The sequence below is a fragment of the Pseudomonas sp. JR33AA genome, assembly GCF_021378985.1.
GTDB classification, from domain to species: domain Bacteria; phylum Pseudomonadota; class Gammaproteobacteria; order Pseudomonadales; family Pseudomonadaceae; genus Aquipseudomonas; species Aquipseudomonas alloputida.
Genome location: NZ_JAJSAW010000016.1, coordinates 43,191 through 55,728, shown reverse-complemented (window position 1 = coordinate 55,728; position 12,538 = coordinate 43,191). Strand labels below are relative to the sequence as shown.

At 63.0% G+C, this 12,538-nt stretch carries 8 protein-coding genes and 1 riboswitch; of the genes, 3 read left to right on the top strand and 5 right to left on the bottom strand.

The window, feature by feature from the left end:
- Nucleotides 1-47 precede the first annotated feature (47 nt).
- The 4 genes from LVS58_RS20885 to LVS58_RS20870 form a co-directional block, all read right to left on the bottom strand.
- A complete protein-coding gene (locus tag LVS58_RS20885; RefSeq protein ID WP_233692637.1) occupies nucleotides 48-2,765 on the bottom strand; it encodes a LuxR C-terminal-related transcriptional regulator in 2,718 nt (905 codons plus the stop codon).
- Nucleotides 2,766-3,067: 302 nt separating this feature from the next.
- Nucleotides 3,068-4,432, bottom strand: a complete 1,365-nt coding sequence (locus LVS58_RS20880) for a DUF1329 domain-containing protein (RefSeq protein ID WP_233692636.1) — start codon at nucleotides 4,430-4,432, stop codon at nucleotides 3,068-3,070.
- A gap of 25 nt (nucleotides 4,433-4,457) precedes the next feature.
- Nucleotides 4,458-6,344: a DUF1302 domain-containing protein gene (locus LVS58_RS20875; protein ID WP_233692635.1), complete on the bottom strand. Its 1,887-nt coding sequence runs from the start codon at nucleotides 6,342-6,344 to the stop codon at nucleotides 4,458-4,460.
- A gap of 331 nt (nucleotides 6,345-6,675) precedes the next feature.
- Nucleotides 6,676-8,358 carry a fatty acid--CoA ligase gene (locus tag LVS58_RS20870; protein ID WP_233692634.1) on the bottom strand — a complete coding sequence of 561 codons (1,683 nt, stop codon included), beginning with the start codon at nucleotides 8,356-8,358 and terminating at the stop codon, nucleotides 6,676-6,678.
- 294 nt (nucleotides 8,359-8,652) lie between these two features.
- Between LVS58_RS20870 and LVS58_RS20865 the strand changes: the two genes are divergently transcribed.
- The 3 genes from LVS58_RS20865 to LVS58_RS20855 all read left to right on the top strand — a co-directional run bounded on the left by LVS58_RS20865 (nucleotide 8,653) and on the right by LVS58_RS20855 (nucleotide 11,523).
- Nucleotides 8,653-9,618 (top strand): 2-hydroxyacid dehydrogenase, encoded by a 966-nt coding sequence (locus LVS58_RS20865; protein ID WP_233692633.1) that lies wholly within the window; start codon nucleotides 8,653-8,655, stop codon nucleotides 9,616-9,618.
- A 54-nt stretch (nucleotides 9,619-9,672) separates the two neighbouring features.
- Nucleotides 9,673-10,671: a class I SAM-dependent methyltransferase gene (locus LVS58_RS20860; RefSeq protein ID WP_233692632.1), complete on the top strand. Its 999-nt coding sequence runs from the start codon at nucleotides 9,673-9,675 to the stop codon at nucleotides 10,669-10,671.
- A gap of 39 nt (nucleotides 10,672-10,710) precedes the next feature.
- A riboswitch (yybP-ykoY riboswitch) is annotated at nucleotides 10,711-10,851 on the top strand.
- 87 nt (nucleotides 10,852-10,938) lie between these two features.
- Nucleotides 10,939-11,523: a TMEM165/GDT1 family protein gene (locus tag LVS58_RS20855; protein ID WP_003247342.1), complete on the top strand. Its 585-nt coding sequence runs from the start codon at nucleotides 10,939-10,941 to the stop codon at nucleotides 11,521-11,523.
- Between the two features lie 42 nt (nucleotides 11,524-11,565).
- Here LVS58_RS20855 and LVS58_RS20850 read toward each other — a convergent pair whose 3' ends face one another.
- Nucleotides 11,566-12,384 (bottom strand): M48 family metallopeptidase, encoded by an 819-nt coding sequence (locus tag LVS58_RS20850; RefSeq protein ID WP_233692631.1) that lies wholly within the window; start codon nucleotides 12,382-12,384, stop codon nucleotides 11,566-11,568.
- Nucleotides 12,385-12,538: the final 154 nt, after the last annotated feature.

Below are 12,538 nucleotides of genomic sequence, written 5' to 3'. Positions count from 1 at the left end.
TGGCGTCAGGCCATCACTTTAACGAGCAATGACCTACAGGGCCAGTATCACGCCAGCAACCCCAGGGATTTGGCCTTGGCCACTGCCTGGGTGCGCCGCTCCACGCCCAACTTGCTGTTGATGTGGCTGGCGTGGGTCTTCACCGTGTGCAGGGAAATGAACAGCCGCTCGCTGATTTGCTGATTGGAACAGCCTTGGGCGATCAGTTCGAGCACCGCCATTTCGCGGCCACTCAGCGCTTCGCCGTTGCCCGTACTGGCGATTGGCACTGGCGGCAGGTGCTTGAGCAGTTCCGCCTGAACCGGGCAAGCGGCACCTGCCTGCAGTTGTTCATAGAGCCACTGCGGGTGTTTTTCCAGCAGTGGCTGCATCGGCTGAATCACGCCGCCATGCGCCGCTTCCAGCAAACTGGGCAGCAACTGCGCGGCCTGCCCTTCCTTGCCTTCGTCCAACAGCAGGGAAAGCCATTGGCACAGGGCGCTGACGGCGAGCATCATGCCGCCACTGGCCTGGCCGCGCTTTACCAGGCGTGCCAGGCGTTGCTCGGCATCGTCGCTACGCAACTGGATGCGATCAAGCAATGCCTGCTGCAACGCAATGTGCAGCGGCAGCAGCGGATGGAATTCCGGTGCCGCCGCCGGCTGCTCGCCGCCATAGGTCTGGCCCAGGCGCTGCAGCCAGGACTCCGCCAGATCGGTACGCCCCTGGGCCAGCCACAGTTCGCATTTGACCAGGGTAATCATGGCCAGGTAGTAGACCGGGGGCACATCCCAGATGTGCATCAGGCGCTCGGCCTCGGCCAGTTCGGCAAAGGCCTCGGCGAAGTGACCTTCCCGGCCATCGAGCGTGGCAATCACACAATGACCGATAAGCACACTGATGTCCCGGCACGATCGCGCCTCGCCCAGCCCTGCGCGCAAACGCGCGCGGCCCTGAGCCGGCTGCAGACGCGAGACCAGCAGGTAACCTTCGTAAAGCGTCAGCCGCGCACGCACAGCATACAGCCGCTGCGCCGAAAGCCCTTGCAGACGTTGCAGTCCCTGGCGCACTTCGTCCAATGCACGCAGCGCCTCGCCACGGGCATGCAGCACTCGCGCCCGGTCGTAGTGAGCCAGCGCCTCGAACAACGGGTTACCGACCCGCTGGGCCAGCTCCAGGGCCTCGCGGTTCCAGCCTCGGGCGCGCCAGAAGTCACCATCGGCGATGGCCAGGTTGGACAGCGTCGACAAACACACCAGGCGTTGGCCGTAGCGCTTGCTCGGCAGGCTCTGTAGCGCTTCGCCGCAGTAGGCCAGGGTGCGCTCGCGGTCGCCACGGCCACGGGCAATGACCCCACTGAGCGCCAGCCATTGCGCCAGCATCGACTTTTGCGCGGTCGCCGAAGGTGCGGGCAGAAAGCGACTGAGGTAGCCGGCCAGTTCCTCGGCAGCATCCAGTTGGCAAGCCAGGCCCAACGCCCAGCTGTACAGCACGATCAGCCGCGGCGTGCTGATCAACAGACTGTCGGGCAGGTCCATCTTCCAGCGCAGCAACATGCCGACGTTCTGTTCGGCCAGCAGTTGCTCCTCGGACAGACTTTGCACCAGGTCAGCAGCAACATCGAGGTGGCCGGCACGCAAAGCCTGCTCCACCGCCTCGTCCAGCAGGTCTTGTGCTTCAAACCAGCGGCAGGCCCGTAAATGCAGAGCGACCTGAGAATCGCTCGCCTGGCGGCTGCGCAGCAGGTCGGAGAACAAATGGTGATAACGGAACCAGTGCCCATGCTCGTCCAGCGGCACAAGGAACACCTGATGCGCCTGCAGGAAGCTCAGGACGGCGGCACTGTCGTGGCGGCCACGCATCGCATCGCAAAGCGGAGCGCAGAAACGCTCCTGGCTGGCGGTTTCGTCCAAGAAAGCCTGCACATCTGCAGGTAGCCTGTCGATGACTTCCTCAAGCAGATAGTCGCGGATCAGGCCCTCGCCACCATGCAGCGCCTGGGGCAAGGCTTGCTCGTCAGCGCTGTCGCTGGCCGCCAGCTGCCAGAAACGCAGCCCGGCCACCCAGCCGTCGCTGCGCTGGATCAGATTGTCCAGTGCCTGGCCGCGCAGGCCGGTAGGTTGGCGACCGATCACTGCCAGCGACTCATCCGCAGTGAGGCGCAGGTCCTGTTCGTTAAGCTCGACCAACTGCCGGGACAGGCGCAGGCGCGCCAGGTGCCAGTCTGGCCGCTGGCGGCTGGTCACCAGCAATACCAGGCCAGGGGGCAGATGATTGAGGAAGAACTGCAGGCAACGGTCCAGCACCGGCCCTTGGGCCAGGTGATAGTCGTCCAGCACCAGCAGCAGCGGCGTGTCAGCTTGCAGGTACAGCGCCAGCTCGTCGAGCAGGCCATCGAGCCACTCTTCAAAGGCAAACGGCTGGTGGCGCTGGCGCATTTTCAGCAGGCCCATGGCCTGGCCGCCCAGTGCCGGGCAGTATTGCTGCAGGCCTTCCAGCAAGCGCTCAAGGAAGCGGCCAGGGTCAGCATCCCGTTGGCTCAGGCCAAGCCACAGGCTGCGCCAGTGCTCGGGCAGTGTTTCGCAAAACTCGATGGCCAGGGAGCTTTTGCCGAAACCCGCCGGGGCATTGACCAGCAGCAGCCGCCCGCCCAAACCGGCTTCCAGCCGCTGGCACAAACGAAGGCGCGGCACATGGCCGTCCGGCAGCGGCGGCCGGAAGAAACGCCCGTCCCGCAGGCCAAGGGCCTGACTTGCGAATCCATGGGTACGGGACATATCTGTCATGGCCGGCTCGTTCTGGTTGGAAGACAACGGCGGTATGGATGTTTGCGAGACTAGCCGTTAACGCAGCGCATTTGAAGATGATGGGCGCAATTGGCGCGGAAAAGACTGCGACAAAAAGCAACATGGCTGATGGACAGGGGCTGGGGCGGGGGTTTGGAGAGGTATTCAGGAGGTTGATTGCCTTGTCCGGCCTCTTCGCGGGTGAACCCGCTCCAGGGTGGACCGCACAGGTCCCCCGGAAATAGAAACGCCCCGGCGAGCCGGGGCGTTCTGGGGATCACAGGGCGTTCAGTGATTTCAGCTTAGCGAATACCCGACTGACGCAACGCTGCCGGCTGGAAATCGGCCTTGCTGGCACTGAAGCCGAAGTCGTAGGCACGTTTCTCTTCGTTCTTCATCCCAAGGGCCAGGTAACGACCGGACTGCAGGTCGTAGATGGCTTCCAGGGTGTACCAAGGTACTTCCACGTTGTAGTAAGGCTGAGCATGGGCCTCGGACACGCGCCACAGTTGTCCACGGCCGTCGTACTGGTCGATCACTGCGGCCTGCCAGGTGTCCTCATCGATGTAGAAATCACGCTTGGCGTAGATGTGCCGCTGGCCTGGCTTGAGGGTAGCAATCACGTGCCAGACGCGGCGCAGCTCGTAACGGGTCAGGTCCTGGTTGATGTGCCCGGCCTTGATGATGTCGGCGTACTTGAGTTTCGGATCATCCAGTTTGAAGGCGTTCGATGCGATATACAGTTCCTTCTTGCCTTCGAGCTTCCAGTCATAACGATCGGGTGCACCGTTGAACATGTCCAGGTTGTCCGACGTACGCAGGCCGTCGGCGGCGGTACCCGGGCCGTCATACGACACTTGCGGTGCCTGGCGCACACGGCGTTGGCCGGCGTTGTAGATCCACGCCTTGCGCGGCTCCTTCACCTGGTCGAGGGTTTCGTGCACCAGCAGCACGGTCCCGGCCAGGCGCGCAGGCGCGGTCACTTCCTGCTTGAAGTAGAACAGGATGTTGCCTGGGTTGTTCGGGTCGTAGTCCTTCATCTTGTCGCGGAAGACGAACTGGTCAGAGAAGTACACCGGGTTGAACGAGCCGTTCTGCTGCGGCGTGGCCTGGGTCACCAGGCGGCTGACACTGCCGCCGCGGTAGCGGGTGATGTGGTTCCAGATCACCTCCAGGCCGCTTTTCGGAATAGGGAACGGTACCGCCGTGCGGAAATTGCTCAGGCCGTTGCCGCCTTCCACCAGGGTGGTTTTGGTGGCGTTTTCCTTGATGGCCGCGAACACATCCGCCGGGATGGTTGCGCCGCGATGGGTTTTGAACACCGGGATCTTGTAGGTATCCGGGTAGCGTTTGAGCATGGCCAACTGGCCTGGCGCAAGCTTGTCCTTGTACTGGTCGGCATTCTGCGCAGTGATGGTGAACAACGGTTTTTCACTGCCGTACGGGTCGGACAGGAAGCCCTTGCCATCGACGCTGCCTGCGGTCTTCGACAGCGGCTCCCATGGGCCGATGGAACCGTCGGCGTTGCCGGCCTTCTCGGCGCCCATCGGGGTCAGGGTGCTGCCCAGCTTGGCTGCCTCGTCGGCGGATACGGCTGCCATGACGCTGGTCGCCAGCAGGGACAGGCCCAGTACACCGGCTTGCAGCAGACTTCTGGTCTTGTTCATGTCGTGTCGTCCTGGATCTGTATGCTTAGAAGTTCACGCCGAAGCTGAGGGCGACGAAGTCGCGGTCATCCACGGTGCTGTACTTGCCATCGAAGAAGTTGGTGTACGACAGGCTCGCCGTATAGGTGTTCTGGTACTCGGCGTCCAGGCCCAGGCTGACAGCCTTGCGGCCTTCCTCGAAGTTGGCGCCAGGGCCAGGCGAGTAGCCGGACACGTCATGCGACCAGGCCACGCTCGGCTTCAGGTTGATACCCGCGAAAACGTCGTTGTAGTCCCAGATGACGCGGCCGCGGTAACCCCAGGAAGTACTGGTGGTGTAGCCGTCATTCTCGCACTTTCGGTTCAGGTTGGTGGTGGATGCCCCTGCACCAGCGCCAGCGATGGTGCTGCCATTGAGCGCCTGGCAGGTATCGGCGCCACCGGTGGAGGGCAACGGACCTGGGCCGAACACCGGGTCGCGACCGTAGCGGGTATCGTGGGCATTCTCCAGGCCGCCGACATGGGTGACACCCAATTCACCGACTACAGTCATCCGGCTGGCACCCATCACCTGGTCGAAGAAGTGAGTCAGGGTGGTCTGGAACTGAGTGATCTCCTTACGGCGGTACCCGTGCAGGTCTTGCCCCGGCGTACCGGCCAGCAACGATGCGTTGCTCAATGCGCCGCCAATGGGACGGACACCGGCGAACAGGATATCCGTGGTATTGAGCTGCACTGGCGCATTGGGGCGGTAGCTGACTTCGCCGCTCCAGGCGGTGCCAGTGGGTAACGTGGTGGAGAAACTCAAGCCATAAAGGCGGATATCCTCGGGGTATTCCACAAAGTACTCGGAATTACCCGCGACGATCAGAGGCGCCAATGCGCGCAGTTGTGCCGGCAGGGCGCTCAGCCCGGCGAACACGGACGGCGGGGCCCCTGTGGCACTGAAGATGGGTGCACGGCTGTGGTAATTCATGAAGTAGGCGCCGAACTCCGTGTCCAACGGCTCGAACATATAGCGCATGGCCACACCGAACTGGCCGCTGTCACGCGCATCGCGGTCGGCACCGCGGCGTACCATCACACCCTCTTCGTTGATGTTCACGCCGCGCGTGGCGAGGAACTGCTGCGCAGCGCCCGGCACTGTGCGGCTGCTATTGAGCACGCGCAAGTTGTCGGTACACCCGTCGGCAATGATGTCCGGCTGGGAGAAGAAGGTGCCGCAGTTGTCGACGACCGTCTGGTCCCATTCAAGCTGGTAGAAGGCCTCGGCCGACAGGTTGTCGGTCAGGCTCTGCGAGACGTAGAACATGTTGACGGGAATCAGGCCTTCCTTGATCTCGGCCCCGGGGCGGCGGAACGCCGACACGTCGATGGGGTTGATCGAGTTGATGCCGCCGCCGATGAAGGTACTTTCGCCCCAGCTCACTACCTGCTTGCCAAAACGCACCGAGCCAGGCTGATCGCCGATGGAGTAGTTGTGGTAGACAAAGGCGTCGAGCAGTTCGGCGCCGGACGACTTGGCGCCTTCCTTGCGGTTGGAATCGCTGATGTCCTTGAACTGGCGGTGTTCGTCCTTCAGCTCGAAGTCGTACCAGTACTTGCCGCGCACGAACACACCGGTGTCGCCGTACTTGAGCTCCAGGTCATGAATACCTTTGAAGATCTTGGAGAACGTTTCGCCCTTCTTGAAGTTCAGGTGGCCATCGTCGGATGTCTGCGACAGGCCCTTGCCGCCGTTGTTCACCCCTATCAGGTTCTTGTTGGGGTTGGCCGTCGACCAGCTGGCGCCGATGGAGAGCGACGAGTCGAACTGGCCTTCGATTTCACCAATATTGAAACTGACAGCGAAAGCAGGACTTGCGAGCGTGGAAGCAAGGCTGACGGCCAAGGGCAGCTTGGCCCGGCGCCAGAACAGGTTTGCAGATTTCATCGACGCTACTCCATGTACTTTTTTGTTATGGCAGTGAGTCCTTTCAAGAACGGCCCGAGCGACCGGATTGCAGGCTTGCACCCGCGGCGACACCGCTTGCGCGCGTCGCCCTCCCCCATTCCTGAAAATCCCCTGGCCCCGACTATAGCCAGCAGGCACAGGCGCTTGATCCCTCTAAAGTGTGATTTGCGCTCCATGCCACCCACTCGCTGCAGTTTTGTTCCGGTTGCGGGCTGGCAGTGCTCAAGGATGGCGCATTTCTGTCGTTTGGCAAGGCGGCGGGCTCTCTAGCATGCGGGTCACGCTCTGACGCGCGCGACCCGCACAACGGTTACAACGTGGAAAGGAACGCGCTGTTGCTGGCCTGCCACTGGACGATGTCCTGGCGGATGCGTTTCTTGTCGAGCTTGCCGACACTGGTCTTGGGAATTTCAGTAACAACGGCGATCTGGCTTGGAATGGCCCACTTATTGATATGACCTTGCTCGACGAACGGCTTGAGGTGTTCCTTCAGCGCCTTGGCGTCGATATCGTGGCCGTCACGTACCACCAGCAGGGCAAACGGGCGCTCACCCCACTGCGGGTCCGCCACCCCCACGACCGCCACTTCGCGCACGGCCGGGTGACGGCTGATCAGGTCTTCCAGGTCGAGCGAGGACACCCACTCGCCGCCGGTCTTGATCACATCCTTGATGCGGTCGCGGATGTCGATGTAGCCCATGCCGTCGAGGGTGGCGACGTCACCGGTGTGCAGCCAGCCGCCCTGCCACAGCTCCTCGCTCTTCTGCGGCTCCTTGAAATAGCCCATGGTCAGCCACGGCGCACGCAGCACCAGCTCACCCTGGGTTTCACCATCGGCGGGCAGGAAGTTGCCTTCGCCGTCGACGATGGCCGCTTCGACCAACGGCACCGGCACACCGGCCTTGATACGGTAGGTGACGCGCTCATCCTCGCTGCCGGCCTGCAGTTCATCGTTCAGGTGTGCCGCGGAGATCAGCGGGCAGGTTTCCGACATGCCATACGCAGCGGTCAGCTGAATGCCGCGCGCGAGGGCGGCCTGGTACAGCGAACGGTTGAGCGAGCTGCCGCCGATGATGATCTTCCAGCCGCCGAAGTCCTGCCCCTGGGCGTTCGGGCAGTTGAGCAGCATCTGCAGGATGGTCGGTACACAGTGCGAGAAGGTGACCTTCTCTTCGCGCCAAAGCTTGACCAGCATGTCCGGCTCGTAGCGCCCCGGGTATACCTGCTTCATGCCGAGCATGGTAGCAGCGTAGGGGATGCCCCAGGCATGCACGTGGAACATCGGGGTGATGGGCATGTACACGTCGTTGCTGCCCAGCAGGCGCACGCTGTCGATACTGCCGGTGACCGAGGCTTCGGCCAGCGTGTGCAGCACCAGCTGGCGGTGGCTGAAATACACGCCCTTGGGGTTACCGGTGGTGCCAGTGGTGTAGAAGGTAGTGGCCACCGAGTTCTCGTCGAAGTCCGGGAAGTCGTAGCGCGGGCTGGCGGCTGCCAGCAGCTGCTCATACTCACCGACCAGGTCGGGCAGTTCGGCAGTCTTGTCCGGGCCATCGGTCAGCAGCAAGGTCTTGTCGACTGTGGTCAGCTGCCCGGCGATGGCCTGGTACAGGCCCACGAAGTCGCTGTTGACCAGCACCACGCGGTCTTCGGCGTGGTTCATGGTGTAGAGGATCTGCTCAGGCGACAGGCGCACGTTGATGGTGTGCACCACGGCGCCGATCATCGGGATGGCGAACATGCACTCCAGGTAGCGATGGCTGTCCCAGTCCATCACCGCCACGGTGTCACCGGCCTTGACCCCGGCCTCGGTCAGCACATTGGCCAAGCGGGCAATGCGCTCGTTAAGCTGTGGATAGGTCAGCCGCATCTGGTCGCGGTAGACAATTTCGCGGGTCTTTTCATAGCGGCTACCGGACATCAGCAGGCGCTTGATCAGCAATGGATAGGCGTAGGCGCCCTCGGCGGGCTTGATGATGCGTGTCTGCAACATGGGTATCCCTTTTCTGAAAAGCGGGCCGGACAAGTCTGCGGATTACTGTAGTTCGCCAATGTGACGGCTAAATCAGCCGAAGGAATGATTTGCGCGGCAGAGGTATGAGTGGCGGGCGTTGACGGGCAGCAAGGTTGAGCTAGACACTGCGGCGGCGGCTTCAGGTTCGCATTGAAGCTGAGGGCCCTTTCGTGGGCAAGCCTGCTCCTGCAAGGGTTGTGGTGACCCTGTGGGCGCGGGCGCGCCCGCGAATGGCCACAACACCCCTATCCCTCCCTGCCACCGGAGATCTTCATGCCCAGCCCGCGTCGCGCCGTGTTTCTCGATCACCAATCCCTGGACCTTGGCGACCTCGACCTTTCGCCCCTGAAGCAGCAATTCGACCAGTTCGAACTGTTCGCCGCCACCCGCCCGGAACAGGTTGCGGAACGCCTGCAGGGCGCCGTGGCGGTGGTCAGCAACAAGGTCATGCTCGACGCCGCTACCCTGGCCGCCAACCCGCAACTGAAGCTGATCCTGGTGGCCGCCACCGGCACCAATAATGTCGACCTGGCCGCCGCCCGCGCCCTGGGCATCACCGTGTGCAACTGCCAGGGCTACGGCACGCCGTCTGTCGCCCAGCATACCCTGGCCCTGCTGCTGGCCCTGGCCACCCGGCTGTGCGACTACAACCAGGCGGTGGCGGACGGCCAGTGGGCCAAGGCCAGCCAGTTTTGCCTGCTGGACTTTCCCATCGTCGAACTGGAGGGCAAAACCCTCGGCCTGCTCGGCCACGGCGAATTGGGCGGCGCAGTGGCGAGGCTGGCCGAAGCCTTCGGTATGCGCGTACTGAGCGGGCAGATCCCTGGCCGCCCGGAGCGCGCAGACCGGCTGCCGCTGGACAAGTTGCTGCCGCAAGTGGACGCCCTGACCCTGCACTGCCCGCTGAACGAACACACCCGGCATATGATCGGCGCCCGCGAATTGGCTCTGCTCAAGCCCAACGCGCTGGTTGTCAACACCGCCCGTGGCGGCCTGATCGACGAACAGGCGTTGGCCAATGCCCTGCGCGGTGGTCACTTGGGCGGCGCGGCCACCGACGTGCTGAGCGTGGAGCCGCCGGTCAACGGTAACCCGCTGCTGGAGCCCGGTATCCCGCGCCTGATCATCACCCCGCACAGCGCCTGGGGTGCCGTAGAATCGCGCCAGCGCATCGTCGGCCAGCTCAGCGAGAACGCCCAGGCCTTCTTCGCCGGGCAGCCACGCCGCGTGGTCAGCTGAGCCAGGCGCCTGCCTCTGCTACACTGCGCCACTTTTTTCCAGGAGACGTCGTCCATGGACCCGCGCAGTGAAGTGTTGCTCCGCCAGGCAGAGCTGTTTCAGGGGCCGCTGCTGATCGCCGGCGCCCCCGCCGACGACCTGCTCGGCCAATTGCCTCAGGCCCAGGCCTGGACTTGGCATGCCGGCGATCAGGCCATGCTCGAAAGCCGCTTCGCAGGCCGCAGCCATTTCGGCGTCGCGGCCCCTGAAGCAGCATTCGACAGCGCCGTGCTGTTCCTGCCCAAATCCCGCGAGCTGGCCGCCTATCTGCTCAACGCCCTGGCGTCGCGCCTGGCTGGCCGCGAGCTGTACCTGGTCGGCGAGAAGCGCGGTGGCATCGAGGGCGCGGCCAAGCAGTTGCAGGCCTTTGGCAAGCCACGCAAACTCGACAGCGCCCGGCACTGCCAGCTGTGGCAGGTGACCATCGACCAGGCGCCGCAGGCAAAACCGCTGGAAAGCCTGGCCGAGCGCTTCGAGCTGGCCCTGGAAGACGGCCCGTTGCAGGTGGTCAGCCTGCCTGGGGTATTCAGCCATGGCCGACTCGACCGAGGCACCGCCCTGCTACTGAAGCACCTTGACGGCCTGCCCGGTGGTCACATGCTGGACTTTGGCTGCGGTGCCGGGGTACTGGGGGCCACGCTCAAACGCCGTTACCCACAAAGCCGTGTGACCTTGCTGGACGTGGATGCCTTCGCCGTGGCAGCCAGCCGCCTGACGCTGGCTGCCAACGGCCTGGAAGGCGAAGTGATCAGTGGCGATGGCATCGACGCCGCCCCTACTGAACTGAGCCTTATCCTGAGCAACCCGCCGTTCCACACCGGCGTACACACCAACTATCAAGCGTCGGAAAACCTGCTGAAAAAGTCTGCCGTTCATCTGCGAAAAGGTGGCGAAATGCGCTTGGTGGCCAACAGTTTCCTGCGCTACCAGCCACTGATCGAAGGGGCATTGGGCAACTGCCAGGTACGTGACGAGGCCGACGGTTTCCGCATCTACCAGGCCACTCACGGATAAAAACAGCGCTTGCCGAAAGCGTTTTGCCTAGGCAGAATCCGCACCGTCCTAGGGGAGTAGTCTCCCGCGAGCACCCAGCTCGCCCGGTACGCGTCAACATACTTGGTCCACAGACCATGGCGCGTGCGACCCACCATGCAAGCCTGCATGGAGAGATCCGCATAGACGGATCCAGGGTTTGACAAGACCTATGACACGCACACCTTACCCGGGGCGGGGAGGCTGTACGTGTCATAGCCGTGTCGACCCGCCCCCGTAGGAATCCTGATGCTGGAATCTCTGTTGGTCCCCACCGCTATCGTTGCCCTGGCCGAGATCGGCGACAAGACGCAACTGCTCGCACTCATTCTCGCTGCCCGCTTCCGCAAACCCTGGCCGATCATCGCCGGCATCATCGCCGCCACCCTGGCCAACCATGCTGCAGCCGGTGCCGTGGGGGCGTGGGTCGGCAGCTTCTTCAGCGATTCGGCACTGCACTGGATCCTGGCCGCGAGCTTTACCGCCACCGCACTGTGGACCCTGGTACCGGACAAGATGGATGACGACGAGAACCCGGCTCGCCGTTTCGGGCCGTTCCTGACGACACTGATTGCGTTCTTCCTGGCCGAAATCGGTGACAAGACCCAGGTTGCCACCGTGATGCTGGCTGCGCAGTATCCGCACCTGATCATGGTCATTATTGGCACTACCCTGGGTATGCTGATTGCCAACGTGCCGGTGGTACTGGCGGGTAACTTCGCGGCTGACAAACTGCCGTTGACGCTGATTCGCCGTCTGGCGGCCACGGCGTTCTTCGTGCTGGCGATCGTGGCCGTCTATTCGGCAATGAAGGCCAGTGGCTGGATTGGCTAACGGGAAAATCGGGGCTGCCATGCAGCCCCAGGATTCAGGCCATTATTGCTTGGCTGCAGCCTGATACAGCGGCATCACCTTCGGAATCGCTGCCTGCAGCGAAGCAATGCGGCTCGCGGACGCCGGGTGAGTACTCATGAACTCAGGCGGTGCACCTTCGGAAGCCTTGCTCATCTTGTTCCACAAGGTGATCGCGGCATTCGGGTCATAGCCGGCACGGGCCGACAGCTCCAGGCCAATCAGGTCGGCCTCGTTCTCGTTGGCCCGGCTGTTGGGCAAGGTCATGGCGTAGTTCACCACGGTGTCGGCCATGGCCATGCTGCTCTGGCCGAGGCCGAAGATGGCACCGGCACCCTGGCGAGCCATTTCTACACCGTATGCCTTGGACATGGCCTCGCGGCTATGCTCGCGCAAGGCGTGGGCAATCTCGTGCCCCACCACGGCGGCAATTTCTGCATCGGTGAGCTTGAGCTGATCGATCAGCCCGGTGTAGACGATGATTTTGCCACCCGGGCCGCAGTTGGCGTTCAGTTCGTCACTCTTGATCACGTTGACTTGCCAGTCCCACTGCGCGGCATCCGGGCGGAATTTTGGCGTCTGGGCGATCAGGCGGTTGGCAATGGCCTGCACACGCCTGGCATCGGCGCTGGACTTGTCGAGCACACCCTTGCTCGATGCTTCACCCAGGGTCTGCTGATACGACTGGGCGTACATCTGGTTGACCTCATCGGTCGAGAGCATGCTGAACATGTACTGCTGGCGCTCGACGCCAACGGCACCGCCGCTGGTGGTATTCACCGCCTGGCAGCCGGCCAGCAGGATGCCAGCACTCAGCAGGCTGACGACAAAAGACTTACGCATGAAAACACTCCCTATCCACATGCGGCGTATCCTAGGCCGAGTCGACAGTGGCTGCCATAGCCGCAGGGAAGATTTTCGTCGCCTGTACCGGCCTCTTCGCGGGCAAGCCCGCTCCTACAGGGGTGACATAACCGTGGGTAGGAGCGGGCTTGCC

Bases quoted from the DNA above. Each gene is read 5' to 3' on its own strand.
- LVS58_RS20850 (WP_233692631.1), bottom strand. From the start codon at position 12,384: ATGCGTAAGTCTTTTGTCGTCAGCCTGCTGAGTGCTGGCATCCTGCTG.
- LVS58_RS20885 (WP_233692637.1), bottom strand. From the start codon at position 2,765: ATGACAGATATGTCCCGTACCCATGGATTCGCAAGTCAGGCCCTTGGC.
- LVS58_RS20855 (WP_003247342.1), top strand. From the start codon at position 10,939: ATGCTGGAATCTCTGTTGGTCCCCACCGCTATCGTTGCCCTGGCCGAG.
- LVS58_RS20865 (WP_233692633.1), top strand. From the start codon at position 8,653: ATGCCCAGCCCGCGTCGCGCCGTGTTTCTCGATCACCAATCCCTGGAC.
- LVS58_RS20870 (WP_233692634.1), bottom strand. From the start codon at position 8,358: ATGTTGCAGACACGCATCATCAAGCCCGCCGAGGGCGCCTACGCCTAT.
- LVS58_RS20860 (WP_233692632.1), top strand. From the start codon at position 9,673: ATGGACCCGCGCAGTGAAGTGTTGCTCCGCCAGGCAGAGCTGTTTCAG.
- LVS58_RS20880 (WP_233692636.1), bottom strand. From the start codon at position 4,432: ATGAACAAGACCAGAAGTCTGCTGCAAGCCGGTGTACTGGGCCTGTCC.
- LVS58_RS20875 (WP_233692635.1), bottom strand. From the start codon at position 6,344: ATGAAATCTGCAAACCTGTTCTGGCGCCGGGCCAAGCTGCCCTTGGCC.